Here is a 20567-nt window from a genome sequence, read left to right on the forward strand (position 1 = left end):
TCAGCGGCCGAGCATCGGCAGCTTCAGGCCGGCTTCGCGGGCCGTCTGCTGCGCGAGTTCGTAGCCGGCATCCGCATGGCGCATCACGCCCGTCGCCGGGTCGTTCAGCAGCACGCGGCCGAGACGCTCGTGCGCGTCGGCGGTACCGTCGGCGACGATCACGACGCCCGAGTGCTGCGAGAAGCCCATGCCGACACCGCCGCCATGGTGCAGCGACACCCACGATGCGCCGCCTGCCGTGTTCAGCAGTGCGTTGAGCAGCGGCCAGTCGCTGACCGCGTCCGAACCATCCTTCATCGATTCCGTCTCGCGGTTCGGGCTCGCGACCGAACCCGTGTCGAGGTGGTCGCGGCCGATCACGATCGGCGCCTTCAGTTCGCCGTTCTTCACCATCTCGTTGAACGCCTGGCCCAGACGATAGCGATCCTTCACGCCGACCCAGCAGATCCGTGCCGGCAGGCCCTGGAACGCGATGCGCTCACGCGCCATGTCGAGCCAGTTGTGCAGGTGCGGATCGTCGGGGATCAGCTCCTTCACCTTCTGGTCGGTCTTGTAGATGTCTTCCGGATCGCCGGACAGCGCGACCCAGCGGAACGGGCCCTTGCCTTCGCAGAACAGCGGGCGGATGTACGCCGGCACGAAGCCCGGGAAGTCGAACGCGTTCTCGACGCCCATTTCGAGTGCCATCTGGCGGATGTTGTTGCCGTAGTCGAGCGTGGCCGCACCGCGTTCCTGCAGCGCCAGCATCGCGCGCACCTGGACCGCCATCGACTGCTTCGCGACCTTCACGATGCTCTGCGGATCGACCTTCTGCGCTTCGCGCCATTGCGCGACGGTCCAGCCTTGCGGCAGGTAGCCGTTGATCGGGTCGTGCGCGCTCGTCTGGTCGGTCACGCAGTCCGGCGTGATGCCGCGCGTGACGAGTTCCGCGAACACGTCGGCCGCGTTGCCGAGCAGACCGACCGACACCGGCTTGCCGGTGCGCTTCGCGTCGTCGATCATGCCGAGCGCTTCGTCGAGCGTCGTCGCCTTCTTGTCGACGTAGCGCGTCTTCAGGCGGAAGTCGATCCGCGTCTCGTCGCATTCGACCGCGATCATCGAGAAGCCGGCCATCGTCGCGGCCAGCGGCTGCGCGCCGCCCATCCCGCCCAGGCCGCCCGTCAGGATCCAGCGGCCCGACGGATCGCCGTTGAAGTGCTGGTTGGCGACCGAGAAGAACGTTTCATAGGTGCCCTGAACGATGCCCTGGCTGCCGATGTAGATCCAGCTGCCGGCCGTCATCTGGCCGTACATCATCAGGCCCTTGCGGTCGAGCTCGTGGAAGTGATCCCAGTTCGCCCAGTGCGGCACGAGGTTCGAGTTCGCGAGCAGCACGCGCGGCGCATCCTTGTGCGTGCGGAACACACCGACCGGCTTGCCCGACTGGATCAGCAGCGTCTCGTTCTCTTCGAGATCCTTCAGCGACGCGAGGATCTGGTCGTAGCATTCCCAGTTGCGCGCCGCGCGGCCGATGCCGCCGTACACGACGAGCGCATGCGGGTGCTCGGCGACTTCCGGGTCGAGGTTGTTCTGGATCATCCGGTAGGCCGCTTCGGCCAGCCAGGTCTTGCAGACTTTCTCGCTGCCGCGCGGCGCGCGGATCGTGCGCGTCGGATCGAGACGGGGATCGATGTGTTTCGGATGGTTCATGACGACTGCTCCCGAAGGAAAATGACTATCAAATAGGAATCAGAAATGCCCGGTGAAGCGATAACGGCTGCCGGGGTGCCACAGATTCGCCACCGAGGCGACGACGCCCTGCGACCAGGTGCGCCGATGTAAAACCAGACACGGCTCGACGTCGTCCATCCGCAGCTGCTCGCGCCGCTCCGGCGCCGGGGCCGCCGCTTCGATCCGGTACTCGACGCGCTGCAGCGGCGCCGCGCGCATCAGGTACAGGTTCGGCGTCGTGTTCGTGAAATCCTGCTCGGCGTAATCCGGCGCAACCGCCGGATTCACCCATCGTTCTTCGAGCTGCACCGGCTCGTCGTTCTCGAAGTGCAGCACCTGCGAATGAAACAGCTTCGTGCGCACGGCCACCTGCATCTCGTCGGCGAGCGCGTCGTCGGCGCGGATCGCGTCGAGGCCGAGCACGCTGGCACGATACGCATGCCCGCGTGCGCCGACTTCCTCCGAAATGCTGCGGATCGCGACCAGCGTCGACTCGTACTTCGGCCGCGCGACGTAAGTGCCCGCGCCCTTCATGCGCGTGAGCACCTGCTCGGCCGTCAACTCGCGCAGCGCGCGATTGACCGTCATGCGCGCCACCTTGAATTCGCGCGCCAGCTCGTTCTCGGACGGCACCTGATCGCCCTCCTCCCACTCGCCCGCATGAATGCGGCCCAGGATGAAATCCTTGATCTCCTGGTAGACCGGCGCGCTCATCGGCTTACTGCTCCGATGCGAACGAGAACGGTGCGACCTTCGCGAACGCGCGCTCGCCGACCAGCTTCGCGATCGCCGCGATGTCCGGTGCGAAGTAGTGGTCGAGCTCGTAATGTGCGACCTTGCTGCGGATCGTTTCCATCACCGGCGTCAGCTTCGGGCTCGTGTGGTACGGCGCGCGCAGGTCGACGCCCTGCGCGGCGGCCAGCAGTTCGATCGCGAGGATGTGCTTCGTGTTGTCCGCGATGTCGGCGAGCTTGCGCGCGGCGAACGTCGCCATCGACACGTGGTCTTCCTGGTTCGCCGAAGTCGGCAGCGAGTCGACCGATGCCGGGTGCGCGAGCGTCTTGTTTTCCGAGGCGAGCGCGGCCGCCGTCACGTGCGCGATCATGAAGCCCGAGTTCACGCCGCCGTCCCTCACGAGGAACGGGGGCAGGCCCGACAGCGTCGCGTCGATCAGCAGCGCGATGCGGCGTTCGGCCAGCGCGCCGATTTCCGCTGCGGCGAGCGCGAGGTTGTCGGCCGCGAACGCGACGGGCTCCGCGTGGAAGTTGCCGCCCGACAGCACTTCGCCGGTGTCCGGGAAGATCAGCGGGTTGTCCGACACGGCGTTCGCTTCGACCAGCAGCACGTCGGCCGCATGGCGCATCTGGTCCAGGCACGCGCCCATCACCTGCGGCTGGCAGCGCAGGCTGTACGGGTCCTGCACCTTGTCGCAGTCGCGGTGCGACTGGTTGATCGGCGAGCCTTCGAGCAGGTCGCGATACGACGCCGCTGCGTCGATCTGGCCTCGATGGCCGCGCAGTTCATGAATGCGTGCGTCGAACGGCTTCACCGAGCCGGCTGCCGCGTCGACCGACAGCGCGCCCGCGACCAGCGCGGTGCGGTACAGGTCTTCGATCGCGAACATGTTGTCGAGCGCCAGCGCGGTCGATGCCTGCGTGCCGTTCAGCAGCGCGAGACCTTCCTTCGCCTGCAGCGTGAGCGGCGCGAGGCCCGCGACGCGCAGACCGTCGATCGCGCTCGCGCGCTCGCCGCGGATGAACACTTCGCCGACGCCGAGCAGCACGGCCGACATGTGCGCGAGCGGTGCGAGGTCGCCCGATGCGCCGACCGAGCCCTTCACCGGGATCAGCGGCAGCACGTCCGCGTTGAACAGCGTGATCAGCGCGTCCATCACTTCGCGGCGGATGCCCGAATGGCCGCGGCCGAGGCTCGACAGCTTCAGCGCCATCAGCAGCCGCACCGACGAACGCGCCATCGGCTCGCCCACGCCGACGGCGTGCGACAGCACCAGGTTCTTCTGCAGCAGTTCGAGCTGGTCGTGCGGGATGTGCGTGCTGGCCAGCCGGCCGAAACCCGTGTTGATGCCGTAGGCCGGCTCGCCCTTCGCCGCGATGTCGGCGACGGCCTTCGCGCCGGCGTCGATCTTCGCGAAACTCGCCGGGTCGAGCGTGAGCTGCACCGATTCGCGCGCGATCTGGCGCAGTTGCGGGAGGGTCAGATGGCCGGGGGTCAACGTAATCATGTGAGCAATCCTGTCTAGACAAGTTCGGAATGGATTGAAGTGTAGCCACGCCAACTTGTCTAGACAACCCGTTTTTCACAGATTTCGACTCGGGAGTTTCCCTGATGCCCGGTGCGGCCCGCCGGATCGGCGCGTGCGAACCGGTGCTTAACGGATGTTGCGATTATTTTGTTCTTGGCAACATGCGGATCATCAGCGCGAAGGACTACGGCGAAGGACGCGTCACGCTCGAATCGGGCCGCGCGGCCGCCTACATGATGGACGACGTGCTGCTCGCGGGCGCGCGCCAGCTCGCCGCGAAGCCGGCCGACTGGCACCTCGTCGGCACGCCGCAATCGTCGGAAGCCTACGGGTTCATGCTGCGCAAGGACGATCCGCAGTTCAAGGCGCTCGTCGACGGTGTGCTCGTGCAGTTGATGAAGCGCGGCGACATCGACGCGCTGTACGACAAGTGGTTCATGAAGCCGGTGCCGCCGAAGGGGCTGTCGTTCGACTTCGCGATGAGCGACGTGATCAGGGCGCGCTATGCGGCGCCGAACGACGCGCCGCTCGAATGAGCGCCGCGCACCGGCTTCGGCTCACCCGCGCGTCCACGCGACGCACGCGGCGTAGCCGGATGCCGCGTCGAACCACGCCGCATCGAACGCCGCGACGCCGGCGGCGGGCGCGGCCGGCTCGACGATCGTCGTCGCGGGGGTCGCGGCATCGCGCGGCGGCAAGACCGCGAACGCGCCCAGGCCGCCGACGATGCCCGTGCCGAGCGCCTTGAGCAGCGCCTCCTTCGCGCACCAGACGCGCATGAATTCGCCGGCGCGCGCGGCGGCCGGCAGGCCGTCGAGATAGGCGGCCTCGGCGGGCGCGCAGACTTCACGCGCCAGTGCGCGCCAGTCGGCCACGCGATCGCAGCCCTCGATATCGACGCCGACGCGGCCCGCGGGCGCCCACGCAAGCAGCGCATGATCGCCCGCATGCGACACGTTGAAGTCGAGCGACGTGCAATGCGCACCGTCCAGCGACGGACGCCCCGACGCGTCGACGACGATCGCGACCGCCTGCGGCGCGATGCCGAGGGCCGCGCCGAGCACGTCGCGCAGCGCGGCGCGCGTCGCAGCGCTGCGCACCGCATCCTCGTGTCTCAGGAAGCGCGCCGCCCGCGCGCGCTCGGCTCGGTCGAGCGCCGCGAACGCGGGCGACGCAAGCTGCACGCGCCAGTCGAAATCGATGCGCGCGAGCCGCACGCCGGCACGGGAGGCGGCGGGCGGCGCGTCGAGCGCCTGCATGCGCCACGCGCGCGGAGTTTCGGACGAGGAAGCGAAATCGGGCGGGACGAGCATCGACGTGCGGCGGCCTGTGGGATCAAACGTCCGATGTTAATCGATCACGCGGCGCGGCGCGCCGTCGCGGGCCGCCGGTGTCGATGGCGGCGGCGGCAGTCGGCGCATTGCGCCGCGCGGGTGCCGCCCCTGCCGGCATGCGCATGCGTGCAACCGCTTCGTCAGCCGTTCGCCGCGACGCCCGGTACGCCGCCGCCCGCGGGCCGCCGACGCGATGCCGGGTGCAGCGCGTGCACGTTGCCCGGCGCATCGGCCGGCAGCACGCCATGCTGCAGCCAGTAGAGCGCCACCGGCCACAGCGTGTCGGTGAAGCGGCTGTGGAAAAACGCGAAATGGCCGATCGCATCGACGCCGATATCGGCCGGCGCGATTCGCAGATGCGTGACGTCGCTGCCCGTGTAGTAGCCGACCAGCCGCTCGATCGCGTCGACCGTGCCGAAGCCGTCGTCGTCGAGGCCGATCGCGAGCATCGGCGCCGACAGCGCCGCGAAGCGGGCGGGCAATGCGGCGCGGCTCGCGGCGGGTTCGGCGAGCAGGCCGCGCGTGTAGCCGTCCTCGAAGCGTGCCTGCGAGCGCACCCACGACAACGCGACGCCGCGCGGCGTGTCCTCCATCCAGCCGAGCCGCTTCGCGGGCACGTAGCCGAACACGGCCGCGAGCACCGGCATCGCGACGTGCCACTTCCACCACATGCGCCGCCGTTCGGCCGGCAGGTAATCGCGCCAGTACGCATATTGCGCGCCGACCGTCACCGCATGCCGCACGTGAACGTTCGACGCCGCGAGCCCGAGCACGAACCCGCCGATGCTGTGCGCGACGACGTCGATCGGCTGGCCCGGGAACGCGTCGCGCGCGTATTGCAGCGCGGCTTCGCAATCGAGCCGCCCCCAGTCGAGCCAGTTCGCGCGCAGCTTCGCAAGCTGCGCGGGGCGCGACCCGCCGATCCCGCGGTAGTCGTAGACGAGCACGTCGCGCCCCTGCGCGAACAGCCACGCCGCGAAACGAAAGTAGTAGTCGCACCGCACCGACGTCGCGCAATTGACGACCGTCACCGGTCGCACGACACTGCCGCCGCGATGGCGCCACACATGGCCGCGCAATACATAGCCGTCGGCCGCGCGCAGCGTCACGGGCTCGGGCGGCAATGCGTCCATCGCCCGGTTGCCCGGCTTCGGTCCTTCGACTTCGTTCGAAAATGTCATCGTGTCTCCACCTGCGCTCCGCCACCCGCGCACCGGCTCCAGCCCGCCCTTCCACGAGGCGTTACGCCACGCACCAGCCTCCATTGAACTTGACGCGCCCCGCGTTCTCAACCAATCTTGCTGCTCCGTTCGCATGAGTCACGCGCATGTCAACGCCGCTCGTCCGTCTCCCGTCGCTCGACCTCGTCCGCGGTTTCGTCGCCGTCGGGCGCCGCATGAGCATCACGCTCGCCGCGCAGGACCTGTGCGTCACGCAATCGGCCGTCAGCCGCCAGATCCACGCGCTCGAATCGCATCTCGGCGTCGCGCTGCTGCAGCGCGGCTACCGGAAGATCACGTTCACGCCGGAAGGCGAGCGGCTGTTCCGCGTCGCGGATGCGGCGCTGCACGACCTGCAGGCCACCGTCGCATCGCTCGCCGCCGCGCGCGAGCGCCAGCCGGTCACGATCACCGCGAGCATCGGCGTCACCGCGCTGTGGCTGCTGCCGCGGCTCGGGCGGCTGCAGGCGCGCCTGCCGGAGATCGACCTGCGCGTGGCCGCGAACGACAAGGTACTCGATTTGCGTGCCGAAGGCATCGACCTCGGGATCCGCTATTGTCCGCGCGACCGCGCGCCGGCCGGCGCGCTGCGCCTGTTCGACGAGATCGTCGTGCCGGTCGCGCATCCGGCGCTCGCCGCGCGGCCCGTCACGAACGCGGCCGCGATCGCCGATCACGTGCTGCTCGAATTCGACGGACCGCCGCAGCCGCAATTGCAATGGCGCGCGCACCTGCACGCGGCCGGGCTCGGCGATGCGCGCGCGAAAGGCGTGCTGCGCTTCAACCAGTACGACCAGGTGATCCAGGCCGCGATCGCGGGCCAGGGCGTCGCGCTCGGCCGGCTCGCGCTCGTCGCGCCGATGCTCGCGGACGGCCGGCTCGCGGTGCTCGGGCCGCACACGCAGGCGCTGTCGGATGCATACGGCTACTGGCTGTTCCAGCACGATCCGGCCCCGCGCCGCGAAGTCGCCGACGTCCGCGACTGGATGCTCGCCGAAGCCGCCGAATGCGACGCCGCGATGCGGGCGCACGACACGGCATCGGCGTGAGCCGGCGCGGCCTTCACGAACCGGCCTGAACATGGCCGGACGCGCCCGCCCCATCCTGCGCGCCCCTCGTCGCATTCCTTCCACGCATGCCAATCTGACCGAATGATCGCTTGAGCGACGACGAGCCCGATCGTCTAATCGGATCGAGCGCGGCCGTTTTGCCGCGCGTCCCTTCCGGAGACACGCATGACCCCGATCGAACAGGAAGTCCGCCGCCGCTGGCTGCCCGTACTGGCCGGCGGCCTGATCATGGGCGTCGCGCTCGGCATCCGGCACGTGCAGGGCCTGTTCCTCGCACCGGTGTCGCTCGACCACGGCTGGTCGCGCGAAGCGTTCGGGCTCGCGCTGGCGCTGCAGAACCTGATCTGGGGCGTCGCGCAGCCGTTCACGGGCATGGTCGCCGACCGCTTCGGCTCGCTGCGCGTGATCGTCGCCGGGATGCTGCTGTATGCAGCCGGGCTCGTCACGATGGCGCATGCGGCGTCGACCGGCCTGTTCACGGTCGGCGCCGGGCTTGTGATCGGCATCGCGTTGTCGGGTTCCGCGTTCGCGTCGATCTACGGCGCGCTGAGCCGCCTGTTTCCGCCGGACCGGCGCGGCTGGGCGCTCGGCGTCGCGGGCGCGATCGGCGGGCTCGGCCAGTTCTGCATGGTGCCCGTCGCGCAGACGCTGATCGGCGGCATCGGCTGGCGGCACGCGTTCATCGCGCTCGCGCTCGTCGCGGCACTGCTTGCTCCGCTCGCCGTGCTGCTGCGCGACCGGCCCGCGCAGGCGGCCGCCGCCGCCGCCGGCCCCGACCAGTCGATCGGCGAAGCCGTGCGCGAGGCGTTCGCGCATCGTGGCTTCTGGCTGCTGAACGCGGGCTTCTTCGCGTGCGGCTTCCAGCTCGCCTTCATCGCGACCCACCTGCCCGCATACCTGCTCGACCACGGGCTGCCGGCGCGCCACGCGAGCATCGCGCTCGCGCTGATCGCACTGACCAACGTGGCCGGCACCTATGCGTGCGGCCATCTCGGCGGGCTGCTGCGGCGCAAGTACGTGCTGTCGGTGCTGTACCTCGTGCGTGCGCTCACGATGGCGGTCTTCGTCGCCGCGCCGCTGTCGCCCGCGAGCGTCTACGGTTTCGCCGCCGTGATGGGATTCACGTGGCTCGGCACCGTGCCGCTGACGAACGGCGTGATCTCGCAGGTGTTCGGCGTGCGCTACATCGCGACGCTGTTCGGCTTCGTGTTCTTCGGGCACCAGCTCGGCAGCTTCTTCGGCGTCTGGCTCGGTGCGCTCGTGTACGACGCGACGCATTCGTACATGCCGCTGTGGATCGGCTCGATCGCGCTCGGCGTCCTCGCGGCGCTGCTGCACCTGCCGATCGACGACACGCGCGTCGCGCGCCCCGCAGCGGGCAACCCGGCGTGGGCATGATCCGCGCGGCGCTGGCCGCCGCCGCGCTCGCGTTCGTCGCGTGGTGCGGCGCGGCCTATTTCAGCGCCGGTGTCGCGTACGCGCTGCTCGAACACGTCTCGTTCTGCAATTGATGCGGCCACCCTGCGCGCGCGCTCAGCGGCGCTTGGGCAATGCAGCCAGCGCATCGAGCGCGCGGGCGCGCGCGGCCGCGTGCTCGACGAGCGGTTCCGGATAGTCGACGCCGAGCCGTACGCCCGCCGCGTCGAGTTCCAGCGGCGACGCTTCCCACGGTGCATGGATCGATGCATTGTCGAGGCCGGCGAGCTCGGGCAGCCAGCGCCGCACGTACGCGCCGTCCGGGTCGAACTTGCGCCCTTGCGCGACCGGATTGAAGATGCGGAAATACGGCGCGGCGTCGGCGCCGCAGCCGGCCACCCACTGCCAGCTCGCCGCGTTGTTCGCGGGATCGGCATCGACCAGCGTGTCCCAGAACCACGCTTCGCCCGCGCGCCAGTCGACCAGCAGGTGCTTGATCAGGAACGACGCGACGACCATCCGCACACGGTTGTGCATCCAGCCGGTCGTCCACAGTTCGCGCAAGCCCGCATCGACGAGCGGATAACCGGTGCGCCCGCGCTGCCATGCACGTAACGCGGCGGGGTCGTCGCGCCACGGCATCGCATCGAACTGCGAACGGAAGTTGTCGGTCGCGAGCGCCGGGAAGTGATACAGCAGCATGTAGCTGAACTCGCGCCAGCCGAGTTCGCTCAGGAACTTGTCGGCGTGTGCGGCATACGCCGCGCCGCCCGCGTTCGCGGCGCCCTGCACCGCGTGCCACACCTGTCGCGGCGACACGTTGCCGAAGCGCAGGAACGGCGACAGCCGGCTCGTCGCGGGCCGGTCGGGACGGTCGCGCGCATCCGCATAGCCGGCAAGCGCCGTCGTCAGGAACGCGTCGAGCTGCGCGTGCGCGCCGGCTTCGTCGGGCGCGAGCCACGCGTCGCGCAAGCCGCCGGCCCAGTCCGGCACCGGCGGACGCAACGCAAGCGCGTCGAGCGCCAGCGCGCGCTCGCGCACGACCTTCGGCCACGGATGAAACCCGATCCGTTCGGGCGCCGGCAGCGGCGCGGCGACCGTGCGATCGCGGCGCGCCGCGCGCCAGTACGCGGTGAACACCTGGTACGGGCCGCCGCTGCCGGTCAGCACCTCCCACGGCTCGTTCAGCAGGCTGCCGTTGCTGCTCTCGACCGTGACGCCGCGCGCCTTGAGCGATGCCTTCAGCGCCGCGTCCGCATCGCGCTGCGGCTGCGCATAGCGGCGGTTCCAGTACACGGCCTGCGCCCCGGTGTCGTGCACGACGCGCTCGATCTCGCGCGGCGCGTCGCCGCGCAACAGCAGCAGGCGGCCGCCGTGACGCGCGAGCGTCGCATCGAGCCCGGCCAGCGACCCGTGCAGCCACCAGCGCGCCGCGCCGCCGGGCGGCCGCCCGGCGCCGTCGCCCGTGTCGTCGACGAACACGCAGACGAGCGGCCGGCCCGACGCCACCGCACGCGTCAGCGCGGACTGATCGGTCACGCGCAGATCGTCGCGGAACCAGACGATCGCGGGAGCAACGGACGAATTCGCAGACACGGGCACCTCGATGACGCAAACGGGAAGACGCGTATTGTCGCGGCTGCGCCGCACGGTGTCGACGTCGGACGCTCACGACGGTCGCACCGCCCTGCCGCCCCGGTGAAACGCCTTAGTCCATATCGACGATTCTTCGCCGCGTACGCCGGCCTACGCTCGTTGTCGGGTGCGCCGCACTGCGCGGCACGAACGGGCATCGAACGCCCCGCGCGTGCCGATCCGCACCCGCCACGCGCGCCGGCCGATACCGGCGCGGCTCCTTCCGACCGCCGCGACGCACCCGCCACCCGGGTACGCGCGGCTTCACCCGATACGCCGCCATGACCAAACCCTCGAATCTCGTCACCTCGATCGTCGTCGACATCGACGCGCCGGCCGCCGTCGTCTGGGAAGTGCTGACCGACTTCCCGCGCTACGGCGAATGGAACACGTTCTGCGTCGGCTTCGAAACGACCGGCAAGCTCGGCGATTTCGTGCACATGCAGGTGCGCATTCCCGGCACGGAAACCGTGATTCCCGTCAGCGAGATCCTCGTCGCGTACGAACCCGAACGCCTGCTGTCGTGGGAGCAGCGCCCGACCGACGACAACAAGGACGCGGCACGCCGCGACCAGTACATCGATGCGATCGACGCGCAGCGCTGCCGCTATTTCACGACCGACCAGTTCCTCGGCATCAACGCGGACACGATCATGCGGAACCACGGCGCGTGGGTGAAACAGGGCTTCGACCAGTGCGCACGCGATGTGAAGCAGCGCGCCGAAACGCTCCATGCGGCACGCCGGCGCAATCGCGCGTGACCGGGCGCCGACGATGCCCGATCTGCAAACGCTGTCCGACCATCACGACCTCCGCGAGCCGATCGTCGCGTATTCGACTGCGCTCGACGGCGTCTTCATGCCCGATGCGGCGATCGACTATCGCGCGATGGGCGGCATCGCCGGCCGCTATCCGGCGGTGAAGGCGTGGCTGCGCACCGTGCTGCCACGGTTCCCGCACTACCAGCACCTGGTCGGCAACCTGTCGATCCGGCTCGACGGCGACCGCGCGCACGGCCGCACGATCTGCTTCAATCCGATGGAAGTCGTGCTGCCGGACGGCGGCACGCAGGTGATGTTTCTCGGGCTGTGGTACGTCGACCGGTTCGTGCGCACCGCTGGCGTATCGCCGAACGCGTCGAGGAACGCGCTTACGGCCACAACGTGCCGGCCGCGCTCGCGGGCGCGACCGGTTGATCCGCCACGATGCGCGCGCCGTGCGAAGGCCGCCCGGCGCGCCACGCGGGCGGCGACGTCAATCGAGCCGGAACGCCGCCTCGAAGCGCTCGACGAACGCGTCGAACTCGGTTTCCGGCAGATGGTTGATGCCGCCCGCGCGCTTGCGCCCGCCGCCGGTCGGAAAACCGCGACAGAATTCGTCGGCGCCGAGCGCCCGGCCGTCGGGCACGCGCACGCTGACGACGAGCCCGCCGTCCGCGCGCGGCGACAGCACCGCGAGCGCCGCATGCGGCGCGTTGCGCATCCGCTCGTTCGCGAGCATGCCCGTCGCGCGCCGCGCCCACGGATGGTCGGGCATCCGCACCAAGGTCGCACCGGGCACCTCGCGCAGCGGTGCGAGCGCGCATGCACACGCCATGTCGTCGCGGTAGCCGTCGCGCAGCGCGGCGAACACGCGCGTCCCGCGCACGAAATCGAGCGGATCGACACAGGGCAGCATCGCGTCGGCGAGCGCCGCCGGGTCGAAATGCAGATCGCCGACACACTCGCCGTACGCGTTGTAGTTCAGGTAGAGGCCGAGTTCGGCGAGCGTGCCGCGCTCCGCTTCGTCGATGCCATGCTCGCGCGCGAGCGCATCGCCGAGCGCCGGCAGTTCGTCGCCGAACGCCGCGACGATCGCCCAGCGCACGTGCCGGCCGCCGAGATAACGGTTTACGATCGCGCTAGTGCAAACGTCGGCCGCGGTATCAATATGCGCGTCGAAGCGCGGATCGTCGGGCAGCGCGCCCGCGAAGTGATGGTCGAAGTAGCGGACCGTCGCGCCGTCGCGCAGCAGCCGTGCGCACGCGTCGCGATTCTGGTCGTGCGACACGTCGAGCACGGTGACGAAGTCGGCCGCCCGCGCGTCAATCCGCTCGAGCAGCTTGATGTCGCGCTTCACGCCGGTCACGAGCGTGCCGTGCACGCCCTCCGCGAGCCGCAGTTGCTGAAGCGCGCACAGCCCGTCCGCGTCGCCGTTGAACGCAAAGAAATGTCGTGCGTTGTCGTTGTCCTGCATGATCCTTTGCTCCGTCGTCAGGGCATGAAATCGCCGCCGTTCGCGTCGAGCGTCGCGCCCGTCACCGCGTTCGCGTAGTCCGACGCGAGGAACAGCGCCGCGCGCGCGCAATCGTCGTCGGTCGGCAGCTTCGCGAGCGCGAGGTTCGCCGCGATCGGCGCGACGACCTGTTCTTCCGTCACCCCGTACTCGGCGGCCGCCTGCCGGAAATACGCCTGCGTCGGCACGCCCCACATCCACCCCATGTGGATGCTGTTCGCGCGAATGCCGTGCACGCCGAGTTCGCGCGCCAGGTATTTTGCCGCAACCGCGAGCGCGCCCTTCGAAACAGCGTAGCCGCCTTCCCCTGCAAACGGCTTGCGGGTCGCCTGCGTGTTGATCATCACGATCGCGCCGCGCCTGCGCCGCTTCATGTGCGGCACGACTTCCTGCGTGAGCGCCATCGTGCCGAACACGTTGGTGTCGAACACCGCGCGCCAGCCGTCGAGGTCCGCGTCCTCCACCGGTTCCGGGAACGTACCGTGCACGAATGCGCTGTTCACGAGCGCATCGATCCGGCCGAAGCGCTCGACGGCCTGCGTCGCGAGCTGCCGGCATTGCGCGCGGTCGGTGATGTCGGTTCGCACCTTCAGCACGTCGCAGTCGACGCAGAGTGCGCGGATCCGTGTTTCGGCGTCGTCGAGCTTTTCCATCGTACGCGCCGCGACGACCACACCGCGCGCGCCCTCGCGCGCGGCCTCGACGGCGAGCTTCACGCCGAGCCCCGGCCCGATTCCGGATATCACGACGATCTTGTCTTTCAGCAACATGGGGTGTCTCCTGTTTGTCGTTCGTCTCGCGGGCGCGGCCGTCAGCCGGCCGCCCGCAGATGCCGCGCGCGATACGCGGCGAAGTCGCGCGCGAGCTGCGCATCGGTGAACCCGAAGCGCGCGATCGAATAGTCGTGCGCGGCGCGCCTGTCGCGGCCGTTGCGCGCCAGCCAGTCCGCCATCGCCGCGCGCTGCCGCGCATCGAGCGACATGCCCGCGAACGCGTACACGGCCTCGGCGACGCCGAGCGGATTCGACACCGTGTCTTCGAAACGCACGTCGAGAAACCGCTCGGCCGGCAGCGCGTCGCGCGCGGCCATCGCCGCGGCGATCGCGCGCGCCATGCCCGCGTTCCACTGCGCGCCGACGGCGAGCGGATCGGGATCGTCCGCATACATCCGCCACAGCGTGTGCGCCATGCTCGCCATCGACGGTATCGTCTGCGCCGGGTCGCGGTGCGTGAGCACGACCTGCGCGCGCGGAAACACGCGGCACAGCACGTCGAGCGCATGCAGGTGCTGCGGTGTCTTCAACAGCCAGCGCGCGGCCGGCGCAACGCCGCGACGCGCCTTCTGCCACTGCAGGAACTGCAGCATCCGCTTCAGGTACGCATAGACCGGCGTGAGATCCTGCCGCGCAAGCCACGCCGTGTAGCGCGGCACGTTCGCGTACGAATCCATCGCGCACACGAACGCATGCTCCATCAGCATGAACTCCTCGTCGGCGAGCATCGCATCGAGCGGATGGATCGTCAGGATCTGCGGAATGCAGTCGATCATCGTCGCGACCTCGGCTTGCGCGCGCGCGATGCGCACCGTCGGCTCGGCCAGCGTCTCGCCCGCGAGCGGCGCCGGGTAGCGGGTTTCCCACCACGCGGCCGAATGAAAACGCGGATCGACGGCCAGCAGACGCTGCAGCAGCGTCGTGCCCGTGCGCGGCAGGCCGACGATCACGAGCGGATCGTCGATTTCGATTTCTTCGATCTCCGGATGACGCCGAAAGTAGTCCTCGACGACGAGCCGGTTCACGAGCTGGCCGACGAGTTTCTCGCGCATCATGTCGGCGCCGCGCGCGGACAGGTTCGCTTCGTCGATCAGCGACGCGCACATCACGTCGAGCGCCTCGCGATACGGCCCGTCGCCGAACGCGCTCAGCCCGTTCGCGCGCGACACGGCTTCGGCGATCAACCCGTCGGCGGCGAGCCGCGTGCGAGTCCTGTCGAGCGGCGCGTTCATGCGGTCTCCTTGAGCGTCGCGAGCTTCACCACCCGCGTGCGCGGATGCACCGGTTGCGCGGCACCGACCCAGCGCCAGCAGATCGTGCCGGTGCGATGGCCGGCCGTATCGAGCCAGTTCGCGTCGCCCGGCCGCGCGGCCGCGACGACCACCGTCACGCCGCCGTTCGCATTCAGCCGCGCGCGGTGCTTGTTCACGCAGATGTCGAAGTAGCGGTAATCGAGCGACTCCATCCAGTAGTTGTTGAGCTGCACGTTCCAGAAATCGCAATCGGGCACCGCATCCACGTCGATCACGAGCGCTTCGTCGTCGGCCAGCGACCAGCACGAGTGGTAGTAGTAGATGTTCGGATCGCCGCCGACCGACTGGCACAGCGCCTGATCGGCGGGCGGCAGCGCGTTCACGTGCGACCGGTAGCTCGCGGCCCAGTCGGCGAACAGCTTCGACGTCTGCTCGACGAATTGCGCGGCGCGCATGAGGCCGCCTTGCAGCACGAGCGGATCGAGCGGCGCCGGGCACGCGTGCGCGCCGATGCGCTCGATCTTCAGTTGCGCGGGGGTTTCCGCGCGCCGGTCGAGGAACGTCTGGCGCACCAGCAGCGCGTTCGTGCCCGGCTCCATGCGCACCCAGTTGCCCGCGCGCGGCGTCTCGCTCAGCACGATCTCGAAGCTGCCGTCCGCCGCGATCTCGAGCTGCTTCGCGTCGAGAAAGCCGGTCTGCAGCATCTTGCCGTCGGTCTCGTAGCCGCCCTTCTGCGTGCCGAAGCTCAGATAGGCGACCGTGCCGCGCCGCCCCGTCACGCGATATTCGCAGCGGCCGTCGACGCGTGCGTACTGGTACAGGTTGTCGGGGTTGTCGGCACCGATCTTCGCGGTCTCGTGCGACGGCGAGAAAAAGCCGGGCCATGCGCCGTCCGCGAACTCGACGTGCATGTCGAGCGCGATGCGCATCAGCCGGCTCAGGTAGCGGAATCCTTCCGCGCGCGTGAGCGGATCGTCCGGCGCCTCGGTGCGCAGGATCTGTTGTCCGCTGCGTTTCAGGGTGTCGCAGAAGTCGGCCCAGGTCTGGCCCGAAAGCAGCTGCGTCGCACGTGTGTCGTCCGTCATGTGTCGTCTCCGCCGATGGTCGAGCGCTCACCTTAAGCGCCGCCGCCGCGCGCCACTTCGTCCGGGTGGACTAAGGAAAGATCCGCCCCGCCGCCGTGCCGCGGTTTAGTCCACCCGGACGAAGAGCGGCATGCCACCCGCTCGATACCGTCGGTGTCATGCACGAAACGCCGCACATGTCGCGCGGCGCCGGCATGAAACAAGGAGACGAACGATGTTGACCCACTTGGAGCGGCTGGAGGCCGAAAGCATCCACATCATGCGCGAGGTGGTCGCCGAGAGCGAGAACCCGGTGATGCTGTATTCGATCGGCAAGGACAGCTCGGTCATGCTGCATCTCGCGATGAAGGCGTTCTACCCGGCGAAGCCGCCCTTTCCGCTGCTGCACGTCGATACGACGTGGAAATTCCGCGAGATGATCGCGTTTCGCGACGACACGGCCGCGCGGCTCGGCCTCGACCTGCGCGTGCACGTCAACCCCGACGGCATCGCGAACGGCATCGAGCCGTTCACGCACGGCTCGGCCGTGCACACCGACGTGTGGAAGACGCAGGGGCTCAAGCAGGCGCTCGATCACTACGGCTTCGACGCCGCGTTCGGCGGCGCGCGCCGCGACGAGGAGAAATCGCGCGCGAAGGAGCGCATCGTGTCGCTGCGCTCGGCGCAGCACCGCTGGGACCCGAAGCGCCAGCGCCCCGAGCTCTGGTCGCTGTACAACGCGCGCAAGCGCCAGGGCGAAAGCCTGCGCGTGTTCCCGATCTCGAACTGGACCGAGCTCGACATCTGGCAGTACATCCGGCTTCACGACATCCCGATCGTGCCGCTCTACTTCGCGAAGGAGCGGCCCGTGGTCGAACGCGACGGCGCGCTGATCATGGTCGACGACGATCGCCTGCCGCTGCGCGCAGGCGAAGTGCCGCAGATGCGCAAGGTGCGCTTTCGCACGCTCGGCTGCTATCCGCTGACGGGCGCCATCGACAGCGACGCGACGTCGCTCGACGACATCCTGCGGGAGATGCGCGAGACGCGCACGTCCGAACGGCAAGGACGGCTGATCGACAGCGATTCGGCCGGCTCGATGGAAAAGAAGAAACAGGAGGGATATTTCTGATGGCACACGTTCTCACCGCGCCCGACACGCTCGCGCGCCCCACTCCCGATACGCGCGCTGCCGACGACGCGCACACGCCACCCCAGGACCTGCTGCGCTTCATCACGTGCGGCAGCGTCGACGACGGCAAGAGCACACTGATCGGCCGCCTGCTCTACGAATCGAACCTGCTGTTCGACGACCAGCTCACGCAGCTCGAAGCCGATTCGAGGAAGGTCGGCACGCAAGGCGGTGAACTCGATTTCGCGCTGCTCGTCGACGGCCTGTCGGCCGAGCGCGAGCAGGGCATCACGATCGACGTCGCGTACCGCTTCTTCGCGACCGCGCGGCGCAAGTTCATCGTCGCCGACACGCCCGGCCACGAACAGTACACGCGCAACATGATCACCGGCGCATCGACCGCCGATCTCGCGGTGATCCTGATCGACGCGCGCAAGGGCGTGCTCACGCAGACGCGCCGCCACAGCCATCTCGTCGCGCTGATCGGTATCCGGCGCGTGGTGGTCGCGATCAACAAGATGGACCTCGTCGACTACGACCGCGCGGTGTTCGAGCGCATCGACGCCGACTATCGCGCGTTCGCGGCCGAGCTCGGGCTCGCGGAGATCGTCAGCATCCCGATGTCGGCGCTGCGCGGCGACAACGTGATTGCATCGAGCACGCGCATGCCGTGGTACGCGGGCCCGACGCTGATGCAGCATCTCGACACGCTGCCGCTCTCCGCGCGCGTCACGCGCGACGAGCCGTTCCGGCTGCCGGTGCAGTGGGTCAACCGCCCGCACCTGAACTTCCGCGGCTACGCGGGCAGCATCGCATCGGGCGAGATCCGCGTCGGCGAACGCGTGCGCGTGCTGCCGTCCGGCAAGGAGAGCCGCGTCGCGTCGGTGATCACGCCGCGCGGCGAAGGCGACGTCGCGCGCGCCGGCGATGCGGTGACGCTCACGCTCGCCGACGAGATCGACATCAGCCGCGGCGACCTGATCGCGCGCGCGGATGCGCCGCCCGAAGTCGCCGACCAGTTCGAGGCGACACTCGTATGGATGCACGACGCGCCGCTGCTGCCCGGCCGCCCGTATCTCGTGAAGCTCGGCACGCAGACGGTCGGCGCGACCTGCGCGACGCCGAAGTACAAGATCGACGTGAACACGCGCGAGCATCTCGCGGCACGCACGCTCGCGCTCAACGAGATCGGCGTGTGCAACCTGAGCTTCGACCGGCCCGTCGCGTTCGATCCGTACGCGCGCAACCGCCAGACGGGCGGCTTCATCGTGATCGACCGGCTGACCAACGACACGGTCGGCGCCGGGATGCTGCACTTCGCGCTGCGCCGCGCGCACAACGTTCATTGGCAGGCGGTCGACGTCGACCGCGACGCGCGCGCCGCGCAGAAGGCGCAGACACCGCGCATCGTATGGCTGACGGGGCTGTCGGGCGCCGGCAAGTCGACCATCGCGAACCTCGTCGAGAAGCGGCTGCACGCGCTCGGCAAGCACACGTACCTGCTCGACGGCGACAACGTGCGGCACGGGCTCAATCGCGATCTCGGCTTCACCGAGGCCGATCGCGTGGAGAACATCCGGCGCGTCGCCGAAGTCGCGCGGCTGATGCTCGACGCCGGGCTCATCACGCTCGTGTCGTTCATCTCGCCGTTCCGCGCGGAACGCGACATGGCGCGCGCGCTCGTCGGCCCCGACGAGTTCGTCGAAGTATTCGTCGACACGCCGCTCGCGGTCGCCGAGGAGCGCGATCCGAAGGGTCTGTACAAGAAGGCGCGGCGCGGCGAGCTGAAGCACTTCACCGGCATCGACTCGCCGTACGAGCCGCCCGCGCAGCCCGAACTGCGCGTCGACACGGTCGCCGAGTCGCCCGAGGAAGCGGCGGAGCGCATCGTCGCGTACCTCATGCGCGAGCGCGCGGCGTAAGCGCCGCAGGCGGGCAGCCCGGCCGTTGCCCACCTGCCCGCCTGCCCGCGTCGCCTACTCCGTTCGGATGACGCGGGCCGCCGGCCGGCCGGTATGCTGGCTCGGGAACCCTTCATCCCGATCCAGGAGAGCACCAGCATGCCCATCGCGCTGGCACCCGGCGAGCCGGCCGCGCACGACGGTTTCGACGACGCCGCATGGACGGCGCGCGAACTCAGCGCGTGGCTCGGGCTCGTCTATCAGGGCCCGTCGGAAGCGACGCCATGGGCCGGCTTCCTCGAAGCGGTACGCGAGCGGCTCGACGCGCGCTTCACGACGCTCGTGCTGCGCAATCCGGGCGGCGCCCGGCACGGGCTCATCATCAACGCGTCGGCACACGGCCCGCTGCTGCCCGGCGAGCCGTCGTACAGCCAGCAGTTCTACGCGCTGTGCCCGTTTCTCGACCAGCCGCCCGGCCGCGTCTTCACGGCCGATCGGCTGTTCGGCGAAACCGCGTGGCGCGAGCACGATTTCTACCGGCAGTACCTGCAGCCGCTCGACCTGCGCTACATCCTCGGCGCGAACCTGCGCGGCGAACGCGGCGTCGAATGCGCGTTCTTCGTGAGCCGCGCGCACGGCGGCCGCGATTTCGACGCGGCCGAACGCGCGCGGGTCGCGACGCTGCTGCCGCACCTGCAGCGCGCGGTCGAACTGCACGCGGCGTTCGACGTGCTCGATGCCGAACGTGCGTTGTACGCGGGCACCGTCGACCGGCTCGATGTCGGCACCGCGATCGTCGACGAGGACGGCCGCGTGATCAAGCGCAACCGCATCGCCGAGCGGCTGATCGCGCAGCAGGACGGGCTGTGCGTGCGTCAGGAGCGGCTCCATGCGTCGTGCCCGCTCGACGAGCGCCGGCTGCAGAAGGCGCTGCAGGCCACGCTCGAGCATTTCCGCGCGGGCGCGCTCGCGCGCATCGAAGCCACCACGCTGTCGCGCCCCGGCGGCGCGATGCCGCTGAGCGTGCTGCTGCGCCCGCTCGCGCCCTACCGCGGCGCCGAGGACCGCCGGCACCGGCCGGCCGTCGCGGTATTCGTCCGCGATCCGGCGTCGTCGCCGCAGACGTCGCGCGACATGCTGCATCGACTGTTCCGGCTCACGCCGATGGAAACCGAAATCGCGCTGCTGCTCGTCGACGGGCTCACGCTCGACGAGGCCGCCGCCGCGACCGGTATCACGAAGAACACCGCGCGCGCGCACCTGCGCGGCATCTTCGCCAAGACGGGCGCGACGCGGCAGGCCGTGCTCGTGAAGACGCTGCTCAACAGCGTCGTGTCGATGGCATAGCGCATCGCGACGACGGCCGCCGCCGGACGGGCTGCGCAACGACCGATGCCTCACCATGCGGGCGGATCGCGACACACATTTCATGTCATACGTCATCAGACATGAATGGTGTAGCCACATATCACATGAATTCCCCGATATCTGGGTAAATTCCGGGTAAACCCGTGACGCATCC

The 20567-nt window shown here is 69.5% G+C and carries 17 protein-coding genes and 2 pseudogenes; 9 read left to right on the plus strand and 10 right to left on the minus strand.

Going from position 1 to position 20567, the window contains the following annotated elements; all coding sequences use genetic code 11:
- From hutU to hutH, 3 genes are read right to left on the minus strand one after another with little or no spacing between them, the layout of a single operon-like run.
- On the minus strand, nt 1-1689 hold the full coding sequence (gene hutU, locus WJ16_RS11200; RefSeq protein WP_069257109.1) for a urocanate hydratase: 1689 nt from the start codon (nt 1687-1689) through the stop codon (nt 1-3).
- A 39-nt stretch (nt 1690-1728) separates the two neighbouring features.
- Nucleotides 1729-2424, minus strand: coding sequence for a histidine utilization repressor (hutC, locus tag WJ16_RS11205; protein WP_069257110.1), 696 nt, complete (start codon nt 2422-2424; stop codon nt 1729-1731).
- 4 nt (nt 2425-2428) lie between these two features.
- Entirely contained in the window at nt 2429-3952 is a 1524-nt protein-coding gene (gene hutH, locus WJ16_RS11210; protein WP_069257111.1) for a histidine ammonia-lyase, read from the minus strand.
- 179 nt (nt 3953-4131) lie between these two features.
- Between hutH and WJ16_RS11215 the strand changes: the two are divergent.
- Nucleotides 4132-4509: pseudogene (locus WJ16_RS11215) on the plus strand (amino acid ABC transporter substrate-binding protein); the annotation flags it as partial.
- 21 nt (nt 4510-4530) lie between these two features.
- Here WJ16_RS11215 and WJ16_RS11220 read toward each other — a convergent pair.
- Together WJ16_RS11220 and WJ16_RS11225 are read right to left on the minus strand one after the other, a co-directional pair.
- The gene (locus tag WJ16_RS11220; RefSeq protein ID WP_069257112.1) at nt 4531-5286 is read right to left on the minus strand and encodes a 4'-phosphopantetheinyl transferase family protein; all 756 of its coding nucleotides are present in this window, start codon (nt 5284-5286) and stop codon (nt 4531-4533) included.
- Nucleotides 5287-5447: 161 nt separating this feature from the next.
- The gene (locus WJ16_RS11225) at nt 5448-6488 is read right to left on the minus strand and encodes an alpha/beta hydrolase family protein (protein ID WP_069257113.1); all 1041 of its coding nucleotides are present in this window, start codon (nt 6486-6488) and stop codon (nt 5448-5450) included.
- A 146-nt stretch (nt 6489-6634) separates the two neighbouring features.
- On the opposite strand from WJ16_RS11225, the gene WJ16_RS11230 reads away from it, so the two are divergent.
- The 3 genes from WJ16_RS11230 (at nt 6635) to WJ16_RS35760 (ending at nt 9108) form a co-directional block, all read left to right on the plus strand.
- A complete protein-coding gene (locus tag WJ16_RS11230) occupies nt 6635-7576 on the plus strand; it encodes a LysR substrate-binding domain-containing protein (protein ID WP_069257114.1) in 942 nt (313 codons plus the stop codon).
- Nucleotides 7577-7762: 186 nt separating this feature from the next.
- Nucleotides 7763-8995, plus strand: coding sequence for an MFS transporter (locus WJ16_RS11235; protein WP_069257115.1), 1233 nt, complete (start codon nt 7763-7765; stop codon nt 8993-8995).
- Complete coding sequence (locus WJ16_RS35760; RefSeq protein ID WP_257785861.1) at nt 8986-9108, plus strand: hypothetical protein; 123 nt, start codon at nt 8986-8988, stop codon at nt 9106-9108. The genes WJ16_RS11235 and WJ16_RS35760 overlap by 10 nt, the downstream gene beginning before the upstream one ends.
- Nucleotides 9109-9130: 22 nt before the next feature.
- On the opposite strand, the gene WJ16_RS11240 is transcribed toward WJ16_RS35760, so the two are convergent.
- A complete protein-coding gene (locus tag WJ16_RS11240; protein WP_208606985.1) occupies nt 9131-10609 on the minus strand; it encodes a cryptochrome/photolyase family protein in 1479 nt (492 codons plus the stop codon).
- Nucleotides 10610-10929: 320 nt separating this feature from the next.
- Here WJ16_RS11240 and WJ16_RS11245 point away from each other — a divergent pair, with 320 nt between their 5' ends.
- Together WJ16_RS11245 and WJ16_RS35525 are read left to right on the plus strand one after the other, a co-directional pair.
- Nucleotides 10930-11409 (plus strand): SRPBCC domain-containing protein, encoded by a 480-nt coding sequence (locus WJ16_RS11245; protein ID WP_069257117.1) that lies wholly within the window; start codon nt 10930-10932, stop codon nt 11407-11409.
- Between the two features lie 127 nt (nt 11410-11536).
- Nucleotides 11537-11710: pseudogene (locus WJ16_RS35525) on the plus strand (nuclear transport factor 2 family protein); the annotation flags it as partial.
- A gap of 192 nt (nt 11711-11902) precedes the next feature.
- Here WJ16_RS35525 and WJ16_RS11250 read toward each other — a convergent pair.
- Genes WJ16_RS11250 through WJ16_RS11265 form a run of 4 tightly spaced genes read right to left on the minus strand, consistent with a single transcriptional unit; the run spans nt 11903 to nt 16033 of the window.
- The gene (locus tag WJ16_RS11250; RefSeq protein ID WP_069257118.1) at nt 11903-12883 is read right to left on the minus strand and encodes an acetyltransferase; all 981 of its coding nucleotides are present in this window, start codon (nt 12881-12883) and stop codon (nt 11903-11905) included.
- Between the two features lie 17 nt (nt 12884-12900).
- A complete protein-coding gene (locus WJ16_RS11255; RefSeq protein WP_069257119.1) occupies nt 12901-13692 on the minus strand; it encodes an SDR family oxidoreductase in 792 nt (263 codons plus the stop codon).
- Between the two features lie 41 nt (nt 13693-13733).
- Nucleotides 13734-14927, minus strand: coding sequence for a sulfotransferase family protein (locus WJ16_RS11260; RefSeq protein ID WP_069257120.1), 1194 nt, complete (start codon nt 14925-14927; stop codon nt 13734-13736).
- Nucleotides 14924-16033, minus strand: coding sequence for a DUF1214 domain-containing protein (locus WJ16_RS11265; RefSeq protein WP_069257121.1), 1110 nt, complete (start codon nt 16031-16033; stop codon nt 14924-14926). Before WJ16_RS11265 ends, WJ16_RS11260 begins: the two co-directional genes overlap by 4 nt.
- Nucleotides 16034-16247: 214 nt before the next feature.
- On the opposite strand from WJ16_RS11265, the gene cysD reads away from it, so the two are divergent.
- The 3 genes from cysD to WJ16_RS11280 all read left to right on the plus strand — a co-directional run bounded on the left by cysD (nt 16248) and on the right by WJ16_RS11280 (nt 20392).
- Entirely contained in the window at nt 16248-17144 is an 897-nt protein-coding gene (gene cysD / locus WJ16_RS11270; RefSeq protein WP_069257122.1) for a sulfate adenylyltransferase subunit CysD, read from the plus strand.
- A complete protein-coding gene (gene cysN, locus WJ16_RS11275) occupies nt 17144-19066 on the plus strand; it encodes a sulfate adenylyltransferase subunit CysN (protein WP_069257123.1) in 1923 nt (640 codons plus the stop codon). Before cysD ends, cysN begins: the two co-directional genes overlap by 1 nt.
- A gap of 138 nt (nt 19067-19204) precedes the next feature.
- Complete coding sequence (locus WJ16_RS11280) at nt 19205-20392, plus strand: helix-turn-helix transcriptional regulator (protein WP_069257124.1); 1188 nt, start codon at nt 19205-19207, stop codon at nt 20390-20392.
- The last annotated feature ends 175 nt before the right edge of the window (nt 20393-20567 follow it).

This window comes from Burkholderia metallica, assembly GCF_001718555.1.
In the GTDB taxonomy this organism is placed as follows: Bacteria; Pseudomonadota; Gammaproteobacteria; order Burkholderiales; family Burkholderiaceae; genus Burkholderia; species Burkholderia metallica.